General features: G+C 58.7%; 13 protein-coding genes. All 13 read left to right on the plus strand.

Annotation, left to right across the window (positions count from 1 at the left end):
* Positions 1-2 precede the first annotated feature (2 nt).
* A complete protein-coding gene (icmH, locus tag HUJ17_RS12235; RefSeq protein ID WP_290510952.1) occupies positions 3-740 on the plus strand; it encodes a type IVB secretion system protein IcmH/DotU in 738 nt (245 codons plus the stop codon).
* On the plus strand, positions 740-4,360 hold the full coding sequence (tssM, locus tag HUJ17_RS12240; RefSeq protein WP_290510953.1) for a type VI secretion system membrane subunit TssM: 3,621 nt from the start codon (positions 740-742) through the stop codon (positions 4,358-4,360). Before icmH ends, tssM begins: the two co-directional genes overlap by 1 nt.
* The gene (gene tagF / locus HUJ17_RS12245) at positions 4,360-5,370 is read left to right on the plus strand and encodes a type VI secretion system-associated protein TagF (protein WP_290510954.1); all 1,011 of its coding nucleotides are present in this window, start codon (positions 4,360-4,362) and stop codon (positions 5,368-5,370) included. The genes tssM and tagF overlap by 1 nt, the downstream gene beginning before the upstream one ends.
* On the plus strand, positions 5,367-6,866 hold the full coding sequence (gene tssA, locus HUJ17_RS12250; protein WP_290510955.1) for a type VI secretion system protein TssA: 1,500 nt from the start codon (positions 5,367-5,369) through the stop codon (positions 6,864-6,866). Before tagF ends, tssA begins: the two co-directional genes overlap by 4 nt.
* Positions 6,867-6,908: 42 nt before the next feature.
* Positions 6,909-7,421, plus strand: coding sequence for a type VI secretion system contractile sheath small subunit (gene tssB / locus HUJ17_RS12255; protein ID WP_290510956.1), 513 nt, complete (start codon positions 6,909-6,911; stop codon positions 7,419-7,421).
* A gap of 25 nt (positions 7,422-7,446) precedes the next feature.
* Entirely contained in the window at positions 7,447-8,976 is a 1,530-nt protein-coding gene (gene tssC / locus HUJ17_RS12260) for a type VI secretion system contractile sheath large subunit (protein ID WP_290510957.1), read from the plus strand.
* Between the two features lie 156 nt (positions 8,977-9,132).
* Positions 9,133-9,618: an Hcp family type VI secretion system effector gene (locus HUJ17_RS12265; RefSeq protein WP_290510958.1), complete on the plus strand. Its 486-nt coding sequence runs from the start codon at positions 9,133-9,135 to the stop codon at positions 9,616-9,618.
* A 60-nt stretch (positions 9,619-9,678) separates the two neighbouring features.
* Positions 9,679-10,107, plus strand: a complete 429-nt coding sequence (tssE, locus tag HUJ17_RS12270; protein WP_290510959.1) for a type VI secretion system baseplate subunit TssE — start codon at positions 9,679-9,681, stop codon at positions 10,105-10,107.
* Complete coding sequence (gene tssF / locus HUJ17_RS12275; protein ID WP_290510960.1) at positions 10,091-11,803, plus strand: type VI secretion system baseplate subunit TssF; 1,713 nt, start codon at positions 10,091-10,093, stop codon at positions 11,801-11,803. Before tssE ends, tssF begins: the two co-directional genes overlap by 17 nt.
* Entirely contained in the window at positions 11,767-12,747 is a 981-nt protein-coding gene (gene tssG / locus HUJ17_RS12280) for a type VI secretion system baseplate subunit TssG (protein ID WP_290510961.1), read from the plus strand. The genes tssF and tssG overlap by 37 nt, the downstream gene beginning before the upstream one ends.
* 15 nt (positions 12,748-12,762) lie before the next feature.
* Complete coding sequence (gene tssH / locus HUJ17_RS12285) at positions 12,763-15,438, plus strand: type VI secretion system ATPase TssH (RefSeq protein WP_290510962.1); 2,676 nt, start codon at positions 12,763-12,765, stop codon at positions 15,436-15,438.
* Between the two features lie 30 nt (positions 15,439-15,468).
* Positions 15,469-17,733 (plus strand): type VI secretion system tip protein TssI/VgrG, encoded by a 2,265-nt coding sequence (gene tssI, locus HUJ17_RS12290; RefSeq protein WP_290510963.1) that lies wholly within the window; start codon positions 15,469-15,471, stop codon positions 17,731-17,733.
* A gap of 102 nt (positions 17,734-17,835) precedes the next feature.
* The coding region (locus HUJ17_RS12295; RefSeq protein ID WP_290510964.1) for a contractile injection system protein, VgrG/Pvc8 family at positions 17,836-19,920 on the plus strand (2,085 nt) is incomplete at its 3' end.

Below are 19,920 nucleotides of genomic sequence, written 5' to 3' on the forward strand. Positions count from 1 at the left end.
TGATGGTCGATTCACTCGTAGCAACCACCAATCCCCTGCTGGAATGTACTGCGCACCTGTTCACTCAGGTAATGCCTCTCAGAGCGGGTGGCAGCGATGCGCCGGATGATCTCTACGAACAGGTATTGAATGGTTTCGATCAGTTCGAACGGTTGGCATTTGAGCGACAGATTCCCACCGCCGATGTACAGAACGCCAAGTTCGCTATTGCTGCCTTTATCGACGAGGCGGTCATGGCCTCGTCCTGGCCACACCGTATGGAATGGATGTCCCAGCCTCTGCAGTTGAAGCTGTTTGGCGAGCATCTGGGGGGCGAAGCCTTCTTCATCAAGCTTGGCGAACTGCGCCAGCGTGGTGAGCAGAACCTGCATCTTCTCGAGCTGTACTACGTCTGCCTCCAACTGGGTTTTGAAGGGGTCTACAAATTGCGAGGGTTGGAACAATTGATGGCGCTGCAAGTTGATCTGCGCAGCCAGATTGATGGCCATCGTGGCGTGACGGATCCGCGCCTGGCTCCAAACGGTGCTGCTCGTGAGCATGTGTTGGCCCGAGTAGGTCGCCAGGTTCCCTACTGGGTCATTGCGGCGGTAACCGTGGCCATCGTCTTTTTCAGTTACACAGGCTATACGGCCGTCAGCATGAAAAGTGCCAGCGATGCCGCCGCGGACATTGCCCTGTTTCGCGAAAATCTGTTGACCTCGCCTTCCTACTCCTCGCTGTCAGAAGGGGACCTGAAATAATGTCGCTGGGCTCATTTACTCAAATACTGAAAAAACTCGTTCTGTCACGCTTTGGCAGTTCTGCTATCGGTCTGCTGGCGGTAGTTGCCCTGATCTGGTTTGCCGGCCCGCGTCTGGGGCTGACAGGCACCAATCGCTATCTGGCCGTGGCCGCCGTTGTCGGGATATTTGCTCTGATAGTGGGAATCCGTTTTCTGCTGGCCCGTCGGCACGGCTCACGGTTACAGAAAGAAATCGGTGGTAACGAGGGCAGCGACGATGTGGATGCCCTCAAGGAAAAAATGACGGATGCCATTTCCTCACTGAAGGCTTCGCAGTTGGGGGCCGGTTATCGAGGCAGTGCAGCGCTTTATGCCTTGCCCTGGTACATGGTGATTGGTCCGTCTGCGGCAGGCAAAAGTACTTTGCTGCGCAATTCTGGTCTGCATTTTCCCTATGCCGATGCGGATGACCTGCATTTTCGTGGCGTGGGTGGGACACGCAATTGCGACTGGTGGTTCTCCGATCAGGCAGTACTTCTGGATACTGCGGGGCGTTATACCACCGAAGAGGATGACCGCCAGGAATGGTTTTCTTTTTTGGATATGTTGCGCAAGGAGCGCAAGCAAACCCCTATTAACGGTGTCATGGTCGCCATCAGTGTGGCGGATTTGCTAACCGCTGATAGCGATTCTCTGGAACGCCATATCAAGATTATCCGTGAGCGCATCAACGAACTCATGGAGCGGCTGGGATTGTTGTTTCCGGTATTCATCGTCTTCACCAAGACGGACCTGATTCCCGGCTTTGAAGAGTTTTTTGAAGACCTGAGTGACAGTGAAAGGGAGCAGATCTGGGGTGCTTACCTGCTGGAAGAGGGGGCAGATAGCAGCCCGGCGGAGCAGTTTGAGAATCATGCCCGGGATCTGTATCAGAAGCTCTGTGATCTGCGACTGCGCAAACTGTCCATGCAGAGAAATCTTGAGCGAAAGGGCGCCCTGTATGGCTTTCCGGACCAGTTTCAGGTGGCCGCAGAAAAACTGTCGGAATTCATCAATCTGTTGTTCCGGGATAACCCCTATCAGGAAATGCCCCGTTTTGCTGGCGCCTATTTCACCAGTGGCACCCAGGAAGGCACACCGCTGACCCGACTGGTGGGCAATATTCGCCAAGCCTTTGGCCTGCCCAGCCAGGAACGTCCGGCACGCAGCACCCCGCCAAAACCCTTCTTCATACACCGCTTTTTCACCGAAGTGGTCATCCCGTTGCAAGGCGTGGCTCAGGGTAACCGTCGGCGCCTCATCTGGCAGAGGGGCCTGAAAACCCTGTCCATGGGGCTTGCCTTGTCGGTGGTGGTGGGCACGCTGCTGTTGCTGGGGGCTTCCTACGGGACCAACAAGATGCTGCTCAACAAGGGGGTGTCCCTGTCCCAGAAGGCAACCCTGGCCCTGCAGGATGACCGCTACGACAGCCTGGAGCGGTTCCAGGTGCTGGATGCGCTTTACCAGCATTATCAGCAGCTGAAGGATTATGAAGAACACAAACCCTGGCGTTTTCGCTTCGGGGTTTATACCGGTGATCGTCAGCTACCTGAGCTGGAAGATCTGCTGGTGACGTCGATGGATGTGTTTTATCGGGATACCGCCATCCAGTCACTGGAATATGCATTAGAGAATCATGCCAGAGTCTGGGAGTCCTCGGATCGTCAGGGCCAGGAAGCGATCCGCGAGGACTATTACGCTGCCCTGAAAAGCTATCTGATGCTGTCACGCGCCCCCCAACGCATGCAGGCGGATCAGGCTGTGCCGGTGCTGAACCGGTTGTGGCTTGACCGTAAGGGCCTGCAGAACGAAGTAGTGTTCAATGAGGCGGACAGTGATATATCGCATTCCTTGTACGGCATTGCTCATTTTTATCTGACTCGACGGGCGCAGAGGGATCAACGCTGGAAAGCTCGTCAGGAGCTGATTGACCAGGGACGGGCTCACCTGAAAACACCGCCCAATGCCCAGCAAATGTATGCCCAGGTTATTTCCAAAGGCAGCAGTGAGTTAAAACCCTACGGCATCGAGGAAATGCTCGACCGCAATGCCCGCAAGGTAATCGGTGCAGCCACCAAGCTGGAAGGGGTCTATACCCGCCGCGGCTGGGAAGAGTTTGTGATGCCGCAAATTGATGCCCGCATCGAGGCCGCCACCCGTGGAGACTGGGTGCTCACCGGGCAGTATGACCTGCGAGAGGGGGAAGATGCGGATGGCCAGTTAATTGATGAAGCCCTGGCAACTGAACTACGTGCCCAGATCCGTGATCTGTACTTCAGTGACTATGCCAAGGCCTGGCTGGGTTTCCTTTCCGATGTGCGTATCAAACGTTTCACCTCCCTGGCTGACGGGGTGAAAAAGCTCGATCGATTGTCCCGGGGCGATGGGCCCATCGGTCAGCTGATGAGCCAAACCAACAAGAACCTGGCACTGTATGAAGCCGCACCAGATCTTGTGGGTGGCGCCGTTGAGGCCGCAGCTCTGGAACAACGCAGTACCATCAAGGCACTTGATGAGCGAACCACCGAACTGCGCCGGTTCACGAAAGCGGCGGAAGAACGCTCTGTCAGTGAACTGATCCATCAGTACCTGCTGATTCTGTCTGCCCTGAAAACCGACATGGAGCGGCTGTCACTCTCCGTGGATGTGGGGCGTGAAGCAGAAGTCTACGCGGGCAGCATTCTCGGAAGGGGTGGTTCGGAAACTGAACTCTACAAGAGCTGGGTCACCATTAGCAGTTTGCTTAGCGGTGCGGATATTACTACCCGTGAAGCTTTGCGCCCCCTGTTTGAAGGTGCGATGCGGGAAAGCTGGCGCAATGTTCTGATGGAGGCCCGTGGTGGTATTGCCGATCAGTGGCAAACGGAAGTAGCCAGTGTGTTCGACAGTCGACTGCGAAAGAAATTTCCGTTCGCCGAAAAAGGCCGCGATGCCACCCTGGATGACATGGCCGATTTTTTCCAGCCAGGCAATGGCCGTCTGTGGAGGTTTGTCGACGACAGCCTGAGTCCCTTCCTGGAGCAGACCCGCCGTGGTGGCTGGACAGAGCGCCAATGGCTGGACCAGGGGTTAGGTCTATCCAAACAGTTCATGGGTAGTCTGGCATCGGCCCAGGTGATCACCGAGAGTCTGTTTGGCCGGGGTGGTCGCCGCCCGGAAATGAGTTTCTACCTCTATCCACTGCCGGCTCGTGGTGTCAGTGAGATCATGCTGGAAAGCAATGGCCAGTCCTATCGCTATCGTAATGGTCCGCAGGAATGGCGACGGTTTACCTGGCCCGGTGACCAGAACACCTTGGGAGCCAGGGTCGCAGGAGTGTCCCGTCGTGGACAGGTCCGTGACGAGGTGAAAGTTAGCGGCCCCTGGGCGCTGTTCCGCCTGCTGAATCAGGCCTCAATTTCTCGGGAAAGCAGCTCGGAATTCGTACTGCAATGGGAGCTTAACGGGGGGCTCAGCGATCCGCTTGTAGTGCGTTATCGACTGCGTGCTGACCGTCAGGCCAATGTCTTCAGTCGGCGTGTATTGAGCAGTTTCAGCTTGCCGCATGACATGTTGCGACCCCTGCGTCCTTCCGCTGACAGTGTTCTGGAGGCGGGTTGATGTTGGGATTTCTTAAACAAGCCAAACCGGCTGCTGACAGTATGGCGGTAGTCGGCAGGCCGAAAATTGCAGCCTTTGGGAAACTGCCTATCCGCGCGGATTTCATCAAGCTCAATGTGGTAGAGCGAGAAATTCGCGAACTGGATGGCTGGGTACAGGAAGGGTATTCGCTGATCTCCCGGCGTCTGAATGGAGCCCATGGGGAACAGGCTTTCCCCGCTGCCGGCATTCATCATCTGGTGTTCTCCGCCACGGAAGAGCGCCGCCCTGTACTGGCTACTATTGGACCGGGCAGTGACCAGAGCGGGCGTTGGTACCCTTTCATCATCAGCACCGTTACCCAGATACCTTATCTGAAAGAAACCCAGGCGGCCGTGCCGGTGGTGTACCAACGATTTTATCAGCAGTCCGCTTCTGTGATCGGGCAGCGCTGGAAGACGGAACCGCTGGATATCCTGCTGGGCTGCCTGGAAACCATTGCCGGTGAATGCCATCAGGATGAGCGCTCCCAGGCGGTCAAGCAGGAGCTGGGGTTGCTGCGTGCGACCTCGGTGGACTGTATTCATGAGCTGGCCGCAGCCTACGGCGATACCGCGCTTTTTTATCAGGGTGTCTGCGACCTGCTGGCCAATGTCATGCGTCGTGGACCGGCAAGAACCGGTTGGGGGATTCGTCTGCCATTACCGGGCGGAGAACACGGGCAGGTATGTCTGGTGTTCTGGCTGCGGCTGATTGATAGCCTGCTGGGAGGCAACTGGTCAGCCAATTATTTCTGGCGCTGGGGGAAGGAAGGGGCGCAGGGGCAGTTGATCCTGTTTTTCCGCCGTGTTCCCCCCAGTTTTCTGCCTTACCTGTTTGATCCGACCCTGCGCGACGGCAATGTGCAGACCCTGTCCGACATGCTCAAGGGAACGGTGACTCCGTCCCAGCGAGCCAGAGACCTGGCGGCACTGGAGCAGGGCAGTTTGCTGGATCTGCTCAGCCGCTTTGTCAGCGGAGGCCGGCTATGAGCAAGACGCAGAGCGAACTGCTGGCAATTCTGTCGCAGTGGGAAAACCGGGAAGCAGGTGAAGACCCCCGTTACAGCGATGGTTTTGCCCAGCTGCGCGGTGAAGTGGAAAAACTCAGCGGCAACGACTTCGAGCGCATCCGCGATCTCTCCCATACGGTGCTGCGCGAGCAGGCCCTGGATCTGCGGGTGCTGGCGTATACGTCACTGGCCTATGCCTACCTGTATGGGGTCAAAGGCCTGGCCGATGCACTGGCGGCTTGGTGCTGGGCGATCGAGTTTGCCTGGGAAAACTGTCATCCCGCCCGGCCCAATGCTCGCCTGGGCGCTTTTGACTGGCTGAGAAATGAGCGTTTCCCGGTTTATCTGAACAAGCATGTCTGCAACCAGGAGGATCTGGAACAGCTGGAAACCCAGCTGACACGCTTTCACAGCTTGCTGGATGACAAGATTGATGACGGCCCCCGTCTGAAAGCGATTACTGACTGGTTGGCCGAACAGAAGAAAAAACAGCCGGCAGTTACCGAGTCGGCCGCTCCTGAAGAGGACAGTGCTTATCAGTCACAAGCGGAGTCCACACCGCAGACATCGACACGGCAGCAATCCGCTACCGGCCCAGCATCACCGGTGGGCAATATAGACAACGACAAGGCAGAGCAGAAGGCACTGCGTGAATTGCTGGCCTGGTATCGGCACGAAAAACGCTATGAATCCATGGTGCGTCTGTCTCGCTCCATGCGCTGGTCCGCGCTGGCGATGCCTCCGGCGGACAAGGGCAAAACCCGCATCGCGCCACCGCGCCAAGCTTCCCTGAATACGGTGTCCTCGGCCTTGGATCGTCAGCAATGGGATGAAGCCTTGCTGGCTGCCGAACGTACTTTTCTTGAACCAGGCGGTCAGTTCTGTTTGGCGCTGCAGCACGCTGCCTTCCAGGCCGCTCAGGGTTTGGGGCTGGGCAATCTCGCGGATCTGATAAGCCGCGAATGCCGGGCCCTGCTCACCGCCCGGCGGGATCTGATCAAGTTGCAGTTCAGTGATGGCTCTCCATTTCTGGATGGCACAGCCGCCAACTGGGTGGAATCGCTGATGACCGACGACAGCGACAGTACCGCCAGCGATGACAGCCTGTGGGGCCAGGTGGGGGTGGAAGCCGCCGCCGCTAGTCAACAGGACGGCTTGGTGGCCGGGCTCAAGGTAATCGATCAGACACCGACCCGGGGGCGAAAAGCCCGTTCTGAGCAAGACCTGCTCAAGGCCGAGTTATGTCTGGTGAACCAGCGCCATGATCTGGCGCTGCCCTTGCTGGAGGCCGTTGCGGAACGTCTGGACGACCACGGCATACCCGCCTGGGAGCCCACGTTTGCACTGCGGGTCTGGCGCCTGCTTCAGCAGGCTCTGCGCGCCCAGGATAACAACGAGCAGGCACAGATGCGTCTGGAGCAGATCGGCCAGCACATCAGCCGCACCGATATCACTGCCGCTGCAGCCATGCTGTAACGGCATTCATGTTCATGGATCGACAAGTCAACGAGGGGAATCATGTCTAAAAGCTTTCAGAATGAAGTGCCGCGGGCACGGGTCAATATCACCCTGGATCTGGAAACCGGTGGCGCCAAGAAGAAACTCGAACTGCCGCTGAAACTCCTGGTCATGGGGGACTACAGCAATGGTCAGGCGGAAGGGCGGCTCGCCGAGCGCGAGCGGGTACGTATTGATCGCAACAACATCGACGATGTGCTCAAGGACATGGCCCCCCGGGTGAAATACACGGTAGAGAACCAGCTTCGTGAAGACGGTTCCGAAATCGAAGTGGACCTGGCGTTCGACAGCTTCAAGTCATTCAAACCGGAGGCGGTGGCCCAGAGCATCCCGCAGCTCAATGACATGCTGGCCATGCGCAGCCTGCTAAAGGATTTGAAATCCAACCTGCTGGATAACAGCAAGTTCCGCCGCGAGCTGGAGCGTATCGTCAAAAATCAGCCCGAGCTGGAATCCCTGATGGGTCAGCTGGAATCCCTGGTGCCACTGGATGGCGAAAGCAACGGCGAATAAGCGCAGTGCAGCAAGGAGTGATTGCATGAGTACACAACAGACACAACAGGCCACCACCGAGTTGGAAAGTCAGGAAGAAGGCAGCATCTACGAGCGCCTGTGCAGCATGGTGGATATCAATCCGGTGGGGCAGCCACTGACCCTGCAGACCTTTCACCACAGCGAGAACCTGGCCGAAGTGCCGCTGGAGCAGCGATTGACGGCGGCGCTACAGGTCTTTCTTGACCTGGCCAGTCGCAGCGACAAGTTCGATCGTATCGACAAGACCCTGCTGGACCAGTATATCGCCCGCATCGATAGCGCCATCAGCACACAACTGGATGCTGTTATGCATCACCCGGAATTCCAGAAAGTGGAATCTGCCTGGACCTCCCTGAAGTTCCTGGTGGACCGGGCCGATCCCAAGGCCAACATCCGCGTGGAGTTGCTGGATTCCAGCAAGGAAGACCTGGCCGAGGATTTCGAGGATGTGCCGGATGTGACCCAGTCCGGGCTTTTCAACCACCTTTATATCCAGGAATACGACACTCCGGGTGGCGAGCCCATGTCCGCGGTGATTTCCAACTTCGAGTTCGATTGTTCTGCACCGGATATTTCCCTGCTCACGGAAATTTCCCGGGTGGCAGCTGCGTCTCATTGCCCCTTCCTGGGCAGTGCCGGCAGCAAGTTCTTCGGCAAGGATGCCATCGAGGAAGTACCGAAGATTCAGGATATCGGCAGCTACCTGGAAAAAGCCGAGTACACCCGTTGGCGCAGTTTTCGGGAAAGCGAAGACTCCCGTTATGTGGGCCTGGTAATGCCACGCTTCCTGCTGCGTCTTCCCTATGGGGAAAGTAATCCGGTGCGCCAGTTCAACTACCAGGAAAGCGTGGCAGGCGAAGACCACGAGAAATACCTGTGGGGCAACGCCACTTTCGCTTTCGCATCCAATATGGCGCGCAGCTTCAAACAGTACGGCTGGACAGTGAACATCCGTGGCCCGGAAGCGGGCGGCAAGCTGGAAAATCTGCCGCTGCACCATTACGACGTGGGCCGTGGAACCCAGGCCAAAATTCCTACGGAAATCCTGATTTCCGAAACCAAGGAGCTGGAATTCGCCGAGGAAGGGTTTATCCCGCTGAGCTTCTACAAGAACAGTGACTACGCCTGCTTCTTTTCAGCCAATTCCACCCAGAGACCGGCGGAATATACGACAAAAGAAGCCACCGCTAACTCACGCATAAATTCGCGTTTGCCTTACATCTTCCTGGTGTCGCGTCTGGCACATTATCTCAAGGTTCTTCAGCGCGAAAATATCGGTGCCAGTAAAAGCCGCCAGGAACTGGAAAACGAACTCAATGACTGGCTCCAGGGCCTGGTCACCAAGATGAACAATCCGGACCCGGAACTGGTGGCCAATTACCCGCTGCAGGATGGCTATGTGAAAGTGCAGAGCATTCCTGAAAACCCGGGCTACTACCGGGTGGACATGGCCGTCATGCCGCATTTCCAGATCGAAGGGGTGGATGTGCGCTTGTCACTGGTGTCTCAGCTACCGGCAGGCAAAGACGGTTGATCACTTTGGCAGGCAGAGAGTTCAGGCTCTCCCTGCCTGCATGGAACACATCCTTGAGCCGTGAGTAACAGCAATGTTGTTGCCCTGGGGGGAGGGTGTGCAGGGCTGGCATCAGCCGGCCTTTGATAAAACTGAAACTGAACAGGAGGTTTTCTTATGGCGATTCCCGCCTATATGTGGATCAAGGACGATCAGGGGAGCGAGATTGAAGGGTCTGTTTCCATTGCAGATCGGGAAGGGAGCATCGAGGTGCTGCATTTCGATCATGAGCTGCGTATACCCACCGATGGTGATACCGGTTCCCTGACCGGCACCCGCAAGCATGAGCCCTTTGTCTTCACCAAGGGTTTCGACAGTGCGTCACCGTATCTGTACAAGGCTTGCAGCAATGGTCAGACCCTGAAGGAACTGGTGCTGCGCTGGTTCCGCATCGACGATACCGGTACCGAGAAGGAATATTTCCGTCACACCCTCAAGGACGTGAAAATTACTTCCGTGAAGCCGGTGATGCACAACGTGAAGGATATCGACAAGGAAAGCTATCCGCATCTGGAAGAGGTGTCCGCGCGCTATGCAGCGATCACCTGGACCTATGTGGACGGCAACATCGAGTTCTCCGACTCCTGGACCGAAGGCCGCTAAGAGCCCGGGGGCGGATTCTGTCCGCTCCCTCCCAATCCATTTTTTGCATCACGAGGGATTATGTCTGCTGCCCTGTTCGAGATTATTCATGGCCGGTTTGCCGATGGCACACCAGTGGCGTCGCTGGAAGGCCGCGAGGCGCGCCTGCGTAGCATTCACGATCATCTACAGCGATTGCTCAATGCCCGCTATGACGTGCTGGAGCACTTGCCCGAACATGGCCTGCCGGATTTGCCGTCCCTTTATGATGCCTTGCCCTATTCAATCGACACCCTTGCTCGCCTGGTGCGCGAGACCATCGTTCGCTTTGAACCTCGCTTGCAACACATCCAGGTAACGGCGCGACGGGAGAGCTCCACGGACTGTGTAGTGCAGTTGGAAGTGACCGGTGTGGTACCGGAAGGCGGCGTGGCCCGTTTCCGTACCTATTTCCAGAGCGACGGGGGTGCCGATATCAAGGCGGGAGCAGCCAATGCGCGAGTATTTTGAATCCGAAATGCGGTTGCTGCATGAGGCCGCCGCCGATTTTGCCAAAGCCCATCCCGAGCAGGCCAGGATGCTGAACCTGGCCGAAGTCCGTGACCGTGATCCCTATGTGGAGCGTTTGCTGGAAGGAATGGCATTTATCGCTGCACAGATACGCACCCGTATTGATGACAGCGAAACGGCTATCAGTGAGCAACTGCTGGAGCAGTTATGCCCCGGCCAGTTACGCGGGTATGCCAGCCGAACGGTGATGAACTTTACTCCGGACGCCAATGCTCAGGGTGGCAAGAGCCTGCCGACTGGCAGCATGATCCGCTCCGCTCCGGTGGGGGAGGGCAGGCAGCAATGTCACTTTTCCACGTTGGCTGACTTACAGATTCTGCCATTGCAGGTCAGCGGCGTTCAGACCCGCGAAACCGGTAATGGCAGTACTGAACTGACCCTGACGTTGGCCCATGCCGGCGCCGGTAATCTGGCGGATCTGGATCTGTCTGCTCTGGACGTTTACCTGCACTGCGACGCGGCGCTGGCGCTGGCGCTGTGTCATGGCCTCAGCCGCCCGAAGGGTAAGCTGAGGTTTTCGGTGGATGGTACATCCTGTGGTGAACTGGACGCCGCAGATGTCAGCATGCCGTACCTGGAGGAGTTGTCCCATACCGGCCATCACCGCGGGCTCCCCGGTTTTTCTCTGCTGCAGGATTACTTTGCCTGGCGGGAACGGTTTTTCTTTATTCGTATTGCCGGCCTGTCGCAACTGACCTTCCCGGACAAGGGGCGTGAATGCCAGTTGCAAGTAGAGCTACCTTTGCAGCTGCCAGCAGAACATCAACTCAAGAGCGAGCATTTTCAGCTTAACTGTGTGCCGGCCATCAATCTGTACGAGCTGGATGCGGACCCCATCGATGTGGATCAGAAACGGGCGGAGTACCGTTTTCTGCCGGATCAGAAATACCCGGATACGGTGGTGCTGCATGAAATTCTTTCGTTGACTGGCCGCGATCATCGCAGTTCCCGGCTTACCGACTACCAGCCTTTCTACCGTGCCCATGATTTCAGTCAGGGTGAATACTGCTATCGCTTGACGCGCCGCGATCTGGGGTTGGCCACCCCTCAACCGTTTATCAGCCTGTCCGGTCCCGGCCTGATTCCGGCACAGACGCTGTCCGCCCGTGTCAGTGTCAGTGACGGCTATTTGCCGCGCCGTTATCTGGCGGAAAACCAGATTACCCGGCCCGGTGAGGGCGTGCCGTCGTCCCTGTCAATCCGCAATATCAATCGCCCCTGTAGCTACCTGCCGTGCCCGGACAGCAGCGCCTATCGCTGGCAATTACAAGCCCTGATGCAGCTGTCCGCAGTGGGGTTGGCCAATCGCAACAGCCTGCAATCGCTGATGGGCTTGCTGGATTGGACTGACCGACAGGAAAACCAGCGTCGCCGCCAGGCCCTGCAGGAGGTGAGTGTCACGCCGGTTACCCGGATGCTCAAGGGCATGCTCTATCGGGGCGCGGTGGTAACGGTGCAGCTCAGCCAGGGTGATTTCTTGTCGCTGGACGATATCTACCTGTTCGGCTGTGTATTGCACCGTCTTCTTAGCCAGCTTGCGCCGATCAACGAGAGCGTGGAATTGCGTGTTATCGCCCAACCGAGTCAGAAGGAGTTTGTATGGGAACCTCAGGTGGGTTGCGCGGCGCAGATGTAATGCAGGGGCTGTTGCGAGCGCCCCAGCAGTTTGATTTTTCCCAGGCCATGGAGTTGCTGGAAGCCAGTGATCCGCAGGGGGCAGTGTTTGGTCAGGGACTGGAAAAAAGAGTGCGCCTGTTGCCGGATGACAACCTGGTCTTTCCGGCTTCCGATATCCGTGGCTGCCAGCAACAGTCTCCACAGTTGACCTTGTTGATGGGCTTTTTCGGTTTGTATGGCGTTGATGCTCCGGTGCCCCATTATCTGCTCGACCGGACAACCGCCGAGGATGACGATGCCACACGCATGCGCGACTTCCTCAATATTTTCAATCCACGCTTCTATGCCCTGTTATATCGGGCCATGCAGATTTCCCGACCGGCGGCGGGGCGTTTGCCCGCTGCTTTCCGTGGCAGTGCAGATGCGCTGTCTGGCCGGCTTGGCGTAAGCAATGACCAACAAAGTGAGGCTGACAAGGACAGACGCTATTTCCCGGTAACGAAAATTCGCAGTGCCGGTGGCTTGCAAACCCTGCTGCAGGATCGTATGCCCGGCATCGGCGTGGAAGTTCAGGACCGGCAGCCCGCCTGGCAAGCCCTCGGCGAAGGCTGTGTGCTGGGCCGCAACGACTGCGCCCTGGGGGATAACGCCTTCCTCGGTGGTCAGGCCTATATGGCCAACGGCAATGTGGCCGTCCGCCTGGGACCGGTGGATTCCCGCGCCGCACAACAATTACTGCCCGGCCACAGCCAGGGCGACAACCTGAGACAACAACTGGATGACTACCTGCAAGGGCAGGTGGGGGCCGAGCTGCAAATCCGCGTGTGTCCCTCGCGGCGGCGCAGCGTGGGGCTGGGCACCGATGAACAGCGTCTGGGCTGGTCTGCCTGGCTGGGTGAGCGCCTGCAACAGGAATATGTCATTCGCGTGGCACCGGAAACGGCGCGCAGTAACGGGAACTAACCCATGGAGGGGAACATGCAAGGTCAAACCATCCGCCGGCTGGTGGAAAAACTCAATGATACCTGTGCCCGCGCACTGGAACAGGCGGCGGTGTTCGCTGCCGCGCGCAGCGATTACGAAGTGCGCATTGAGCATGTGCTGATCAAATTACTGGAAAGTGATCTGCGCAATGATCTGCAACTGGCATTGGCCCACAGCGACATCAGCGCCGATCAGGTGTTCGAATCGCAGATGCAGGCCCTGTCACGGCTGCGCACTTCCAACCCGGAAAAACCGGTGTTTTCCGCCCGTCTGGTGCAATGGCTGGAACAGGCTTGGCTGGCTTCCAGCCTGTATTACCAGGGCGACACCATTCGCAGCATCAGCCTGCTGGATGCCTTGCTGGAACTGCTGCCGCGCTTGGGCGACAACGCTTTTGCCTTGTTGGAGCCCATGTCACTGACGCAATTGCGCGAACACTTTGCGACCTGGACGGCGGCTTCCGTAGAGCAGCCGCGCAGTGCCACGGATGTTGCCGCCGAACCGACCAGTGCCGGCGCCGCATCTCGCCCGGCAGGTGAAGAAGCGTTAAGCCAGTTCTGCCAGGATTTCACTGCCGAGGCCCGTGAAGGGCGTCTTGATCCGGTGGTTGGTCGGGGTGACGAAATCCGTATGGCGATCGATATCCTCTGCCGCCGTCGCAAGAACAATCCGATCCTGGTGGGTGAGCCCGGGGTGGGTAAAACCGCCGTGGTGGAAGGTCTGGCCCAGCAAATCATCAACGGTGAAGTACCCGAGGCACTAAAGGATGTGCGCTTATTGGGGCTGGATCTGGGCCAGTTGCAGGCCGGGGCCAGCGTCAAAGGGGAATTCGAGCGTCGCCTGAAACAGGTGATCAGCGAAATCCAGCATTCACCCACTCCGGTGATCCTCTTTATTGATGAGGCCCACACCCTTATCGGTGCCGGCGGCGACGCCGGCCAGAACGATGCCGCCAACCTGCTCAAGCCGGCTCTGGCCCGGGGCGGCATGCGCACCATCGCTGCCACCACCTGGGCGGAGTACAAGCGCTACTTCGAACGGGATGCGGCCCTGGACCGCCGCTTTCAGCGGGTTCCGGTAGACGAACCGGATAGCGAGCGGGCGCTGCTGATGCTCAGTGGTCTGAAGAGCAAGTTTGCCGATCACCATGGCGTGCATCTGACAGACGAAGCCCTGTCTGCTGCGGTCACCTTGTCCCAGCGCTATATCACCGGTCGCCAGTTGCCGGACAAGGCCATTGATGTGCTCGATACGGCCGCTGCCCGGGTACGACTCAGCCAGGCCAGCCAGCCCCGGGGGCTGTCACAGGGCGCCGAGCGTCTGCGTTATCTGGAGCAACGGCTGACCGCCCTGCAGCAGGATCAGGCTCACGGGCTGCCTGCCGATGAACGTCTGCGCCAACAATTGACGGCAGAGCAGGATCAGGTGGCCGCCGAAATGGAAACCACCGAACAGCGCTGGCAGCAGGAACAGGCCTCCGTGGCCGCTCTGGATGGCAGTCGCGAAAAGCGCGAGACGCTGCATGCGGTGCAGGCCGGTGAGCCCATGATCCACCCGGAAGTGAATGCAGCCACGGTAGCGTCGGTCATCGCGGACTGGACCGGGGTACCGCTCGGGCGCATGCAGCGTGATGAAGTGTCGGTGCTGCGTGATCTGGAGCAGCGTCTGTCGCAGCGGGTGGTGGGTCAGGATGGCGGGCTGAGCATGCTGGCACGGACCCTGCGTGCCGCCAAGGCGGGCCTGCGAAAAAACGAAGGCCCACTGGGGGTTTTCCTGCTTGCCGGCCCCAGCGGTGTGGGCAAAACCGAAACGGCTCGCGCCCTGGCCGATGAACTGTTCGGTGGTGAACGATTCCTGGTCAGTATCAACATGAGCGAATACCAGGAAGCACATACCGTCTCCCAGCTCAAGGGCAGCCCGCCGGGGTATGTGGGGTTCGGCGAAGGCGGCGTGCTCACCGAAGCAGTGCGCCAGCGCCCGTACTCGGTGGTCCTGCTGGATGAGGTGGAAAAAGCCCACCCGGATGTGATGAACCTGTTCTATCAGGTGTTTGATCGCGGTGTATTGCGCGATGGGGAAGGGCGGGAAATTGATTTCCGTAACACCGTTATTCTGATGACCTCTAACCTGGGCAGCGACACCCTGCAACAGCAGGCGTTGCCACCGGAAGAAGAACCGGCGCAGGCACAGGACGATCATGCCGATAATAACGATAACGACGATGAAGAGAAGAACCCCTGGCAGGCACCAACCGATGCACAGCTGATCAGTGCCATCGAGCCGGATTTGCGCCGCCATTTCGCTGCAGCCTTGCTCGCTCGTATGCAGGCGATCCCTTTCCGGCCTCTGGATCAGGACATGCTCAATGCGGTGGTGGCCATGCGCCTGGATGCGGTAGCCCAGCGGTTGATGCAGGCCCACGGCATTACCTTCCGGGTGGACCAGAAAGTCATGGAACAACTGTCGCGACAATGCCAGGTGGCCGAGAGCGGTGCCCGCCAGGTGGAATCCGTCATCGAGCAGCAACTGATGCCGGGCCTGGCCCAGCAACTGCTGGGCTACATGGCCGACGACGACATGCCCGATATTCTGACCCTGGAACTGGATGAGCAGGGGCAGATCACGGCCGTCTTCGCTGACCAGCCGGTGCCGGAATCCCTGAGCGCCTGACGATAACCACAACACAACAAGGACAGTTCCATGGGTATCGACAAGTATCTGGACCGCGCCAAAGACCTGATTGGTGACGCAGGGATTCCCTCATCGGGGAAGTCGGCACTGTCCGGCTCGGGCCTGCCTTCTGTAGATGGTGGGGGTTTGCTCAATGGCAATATGTTGTCCGGGTTGGCTAACGGGGACGTTTCTCTGGACAGCCTGAAAGCCTCTGTTATGCAGCAGCTGGAGCAGGTCGCCGGCGGTGCCATGCAGCAATTGATGGACGCCCCCAAGTGTCGTTTCTTTATTGATGTGGCGGGCATGGGCGACGAGGCCCTGGCCGTGGAGTGTTTTGCCTCGCAGGATCTGGCGCTGTCTTCCCTGGGGCGTATGCAGGTGGAGGTGTTGGCGCGTATCGAGCCGTCGCTAGGCTCCCTGCCCGGGGAAGCGGCCACCCTGCGAGTGGAAGGAAGCGGCGGTCAACAACAGTACTTTGCCTTCATGGTGGAGGCGGTGGAGGAGCTTGGCCCCAGCCCGGAAGGCGCCCGCTTGCGCCTGCATCTGGTGTCGCCGCTGTTTACGCTGGCGCTGAATCGTCACAACCGGGTCTTTCTCAACAAGACCGTGCAGGAAATTATTGAACAGGTGCTGGAAGAAGCGAGCTTCAACGCCGATGACATCACCATCGAGTTCAGCCAGCCCCAACCTGCGCGGGCCATGACCGTCCAGTATGAAGAAAGCGACCTGGATTTTCTGGAACGGCTGCTGGCCCGTGACGGCGCCTTTTACGCCGTGGTCCATGGCGACAGCGGCCCACAATTCTACTTTCAAGATGACAGCGCGGCCCTGCAGGAAAACCTTGGCAGCGCCATGCTGGAGTTTCATGCAGAAAGTGGCCAGGCAGCCGGCAGTGAGCGCGTGTTTCAGGTTACCCGAACGATTCGCTGGCGCAGCGGTACTTTCAATGTTTATGACCATAACCCGGATACTCCGGATAACCCGCCCCAGGGCTATGCCGAAGGACTGGGCGGTCGGGGCGACCAGTGTCATTGGGGCGTTAACGCCGTGGACGCGGAGCAGGGCAATGCCATGGCCCGCGTTCGCTGCGAAGTAGAAGACGTACAGCGGCAGACGGTGATCGCGCGGGCTGACACTGGCCAGTTCGTACCCGGCATGAAGCTGATCCTCGCGGGCCACCCCAGCCACGACGGCGAATGGCTGGTGGCGGCGGTGACCATTCAGGGCGATCAGCGTGTGGGCCACGCCTTCGGTCAGAACAGTGACCGTCCCGGCCTGCAAAGTGAATTGACCCTGGTGCCGGTATCCATCCCCTGGCGCAGCGCAGCGTCCTGGCAGCGGGCACCGGTTCACGGCAGCTTTTCTGCCGTGGTGGAGGGGGATGGCAGCGATTATGCCTACCTGGATGATCAGGGCCGTTACCGTATCCGTCTTCCCTTTGATCTCAGCGATTCACCGCAGGGGGAAGCCAGCCCGCCGGTACGCCTGATGCAACCCTACGGTGGCCCGGACAGTGGCATGCACCTACCCCTGCATGGTGGTACCGAAGTGTTGCTCAGTTGCGTCAACGGCGATATCGACCGTCCCATTATCCTTGGGGCTCTCAGTAACCCGGCCACGCCGGGGCCGGTCACCGCGTCCAACCCCAGTCAGCATATCCTGCGCACCCGCGGTGGTAACGAATTGCTGATGGAAGACCGGGCTGGCGAAGAACGCATCGAACTGTTCACCCATGAACGAAAAAACCGTTTGAGCCTGGATGCCCGGCAAGACGCCCATCAGGCAACCCTGGAAAGCGTGGAAGGGGATATGGCACTGCGTGCCGGTGGCAACATGACCACCGAAGTGGGCGGCTCGCAGGATACCCAGATTGGCGAAGATCAGACAGTGACCGTGGCCCGCCATCTCAAGTTGATGACCCAGGAAGGCGAGGTGGAGCTACAAGCCGGCTCGGACCTGCTGTTCAAGGCCGGCGACAATCTTCGCATGGCAACGGACAAGGGTGACATGACCCTGCATGCCGGCAAGGACCTGATTGCGAAAGCCGAAGCCAACTTCTCCATGGATGTGGTGTCCGGTGACGCAACAGTGGTGGTGGATAACGGCAAGCTGGGCATTGATGTACAGGGTGCCATCACGATTCGGGGTTCAGGCAGTGCGCCCATTCGGCTCAGTCAGGGCGGCGGCACCATCGAAATCACTCCCGGAGGGGATCTGATTATTGACGGCCCCAATGTGGAAATCTCCGGTGGCTCCATCAAGGTGGATGGCCAGATGGTAGGTAGTAACTAAAACCTTCACCCGGAACAAAAGCAGGGTGGGTTAGCCGCAGGCGTAACCCACTACCCCAGGATCGACGTAATACGCATAACCAAGCAATCAGGGAAGGCTGCGATGGGTTGGCTGGATAATATCGAAGGCAAACTGGACGACGCTCTGGATGACGTCAAAGAAGAAATCGGTGAGCGTCTGGAGCAGGCCGGTGCGTCATTGTTTGGCAACGATAATGAAGGCCTCGGCGGGGGTGAAATTACCCTCACCGTCGATGGGCTGCCATTGGAGCCCTACGCCCTGACTGCGAATTCTTCCCTCAGCCAGATCAGCGAATACCGGTTTTACTGTGCGGTTGCCGTGGGCGTGGAAGCGGGCAGTTTTCTGGATAAACCTGCGCAGTGGAGCTGCACCAGTGCGGATGGCCTGAGCCGGGATTATGCCGGCAAGGTGACTCGTATTGATCAGGGGCGGATCCTGCCTGATGGTCAGGAGGAGTGGGTGCTCACCGTCGCCTCCGGACTTGCGGCGCTGCGACAGCAATCCCGCTATCGCATCGTTCATCGCCGCACCGTCATCGAACTGGCAGAAGAGCTACTGCAGGAATATGGCCTTACGGTAGACAACCGCACCCATGAACATTATCCGGCCATGGACTGGACGGCGCAGGTAGGAGAAACCGACCTGCAGTTCCTGCAGCGCCTCCTGGCCCGGGATGGCATCTGGTTCTATTCCACCCTGGCAGAGCAGGGCGAGGTCATCGTCCTGGCCGACGACCAGCACGGCGCCAGCCGTGCAGACCGGGGTGATCTGGCGGTTACCGCAGAAACCGGCGGGAGTCGCAGTGTGGCTGGCCATGCCATGGTTGCATTGCGCCAGTCACGTCGATATTACCGCTGGAAGCCCGACCGCAGCCGGGTTCATCAGCAAGTGTGCCCATCGGAAGCCGCCGCCCTGACACAGGAAAGTCAGTCATCGGCAGGCAAGGTGGCAACCCAGCAAACTTTTTTCCAGTCTGGTAGCGGTGATGCCAATGCCAGTCTGACGCAAGCTCGTCTGGAGCAGGAAAGGCAGCAATGCCGGTCCCATACCATTCTGGCATCCGGTGCCGTTGGGGACTTGCAAGTTGGCCAGTGGCTTCCCGTTGCAGGGCATGGCCCTTGCCTGGTCACCCGTGCTGCGCTGACGTTCTCCTCCCCCAGAAACTACCAGGGTAACAGTCCCAATGGATTTACCTGGGAGGCTGAACTACTACCGTTAGCGCAGCCCTTTCGCCCGGCGTTGCCTGCTCAAATCTCGCTCCCTCTGGTTTTCCCGGCACGGGTCGAAGCTGGCGGCCCCTATAGTCATGTGGATGGCGTGGCCAACCGCAAAGCCCGCATTGATTTTGACGATGGCGACCAGCCCCTTACCGAATCCAGCCCACCCCTGCGCCAGCTACAGCCCCACGGCAGCTTGCCCGGCAAAGACGGGCAAGCCACAGGCTGGGACTGGCCGCTGAGAAACGGTGCTGAAGTGCTGTTGACCTGCCTGAACAACGACCCGGACAAGCCGTTGATACTGGGCTATGCACCCGCAGCATCCCAACCGGGCCCGGTGAGTAACCGAAACGCGCCGGAAAATCGTATCCTTACCCCGGCCGGTCATTTGTTGAATCTCAATGACAGCAAAGAGGCGCAAGCGATTACCCTGAACACCCCGGATGGCCAATGTCTCCTGGACCTGAACGCCAACAGCGAAAGCCCGCTGATGACTCTCGCCTGTGAGCAAGGGGCATTAGTGATGCGCGCAGGCCAACATCAGAATATTGACGTCGGGAGAAACAGCCAGATCCGAATCGGCAGCGACAGCACAACGCAAGTCCTGAACCGCTCTGTGACCCACACCGATTCCGGTGTGATTCACCACCAGTCCCAGACTAATACCCATCTAACCGCCACCGACAATGCCGCCCTGGAATCCGGCCAAAACCTGGAATTGTACAGCGCTGTTAACAGCCAGCTTAGGGTGCAGGGAAGCGCAACCATTACGGCCAGGAAAGGCCTGGCCAGCAAGGTCGGCGGCAACCTGCACCTGCAAGCGACCGATGCCATCGACATCCGTGGCGATGGCAGCGGAGATCTCACCCTGCATCAGGGTGGTGGCGGCATCACCATTAAAGCGAATGGCACGGTGCGCCTGTTTGGCAATACGGTGACGCTGAAGGGG

It is taken from the genome of Alcanivorax sp. (genome assembly GCF_014762765.1).
GTDB lineage: Bacteria > Pseudomonadota > Gammaproteobacteria > Pseudomonadales > Alcanivoracaceae > Alcanivorax.

Excerpts from the sequence above, each read along its gene's own strand:
- tssA (WP_290510955.1), top strand. The coding sequence starts at position 5,367 with ATGAGCAAGACGCAGAGCGAACTGCTGGCAATTCTGTCGCAGTGGGAA.
- tssM (WP_290510953.1), top strand. The coding sequence starts at position 740 with ATGTCGCTGGGCTCATTTACTCAAATACTGAAAAAACTCGTTCTGTCA.
- tssE (WP_290510959.1), top strand. The coding sequence starts at position 9,679 with ATGTCTGCTGCCCTGTTCGAGATTATTCATGGCCGGTTTGCCGATGGC.
- tssB (WP_290510956.1), top strand. The coding sequence starts at position 6,909 with ATGTCTAAAAGCTTTCAGAATGAAGTGCCGCGGGCACGGGTCAATATC.
- tssG (WP_290510961.1), top strand. The coding sequence starts at position 11,767 with ATGGGAACCTCAGGTGGGTTGCGCGGCGCAGATGTAATGCAGGGGCTG.
- tagF (WP_290510954.1), top strand. The coding sequence starts at position 4,360 with ATGTTGGGATTTCTTAAACAAGCCAAACCGGCTGCTGACAGTATGGCG.
- tssH (WP_290510962.1), top strand. The coding sequence starts at position 12,763 with ATGCAAGGTCAAACCATCCGCCGGCTGGTGGAAAAACTCAATGATACC.
- tssC (WP_290510957.1), top strand. The coding sequence starts at position 7,447 with ATGAGTACACAACAGACACAACAGGCCACCACCGAGTTGGAAAGTCAG.
- icmH (WP_290510952.1), top strand. The coding sequence starts at position 3 with ATGGTCGATTCACTCGTAGCAACCACCAATCCCCTGCTGGAATGTACT.
- tssF (WP_290510960.1), top strand. The coding sequence starts at position 10,091 with ATGCGCGAGTATTTTGAATCCGAAATGCGGTTGCTGCATGAGGCCGCC.
- tssI (WP_290510963.1), top strand. The coding sequence starts at position 15,469 with ATGGGTATCGACAAGTATCTGGACCGCGCCAAAGACCTGATTGGTGAC.
- HUJ17_RS12265 (WP_290510958.1), top strand. The coding sequence starts at position 9,133 with ATGGCGATTCCCGCCTATATGTGGATCAAGGACGATCAGGGGAGCGAG.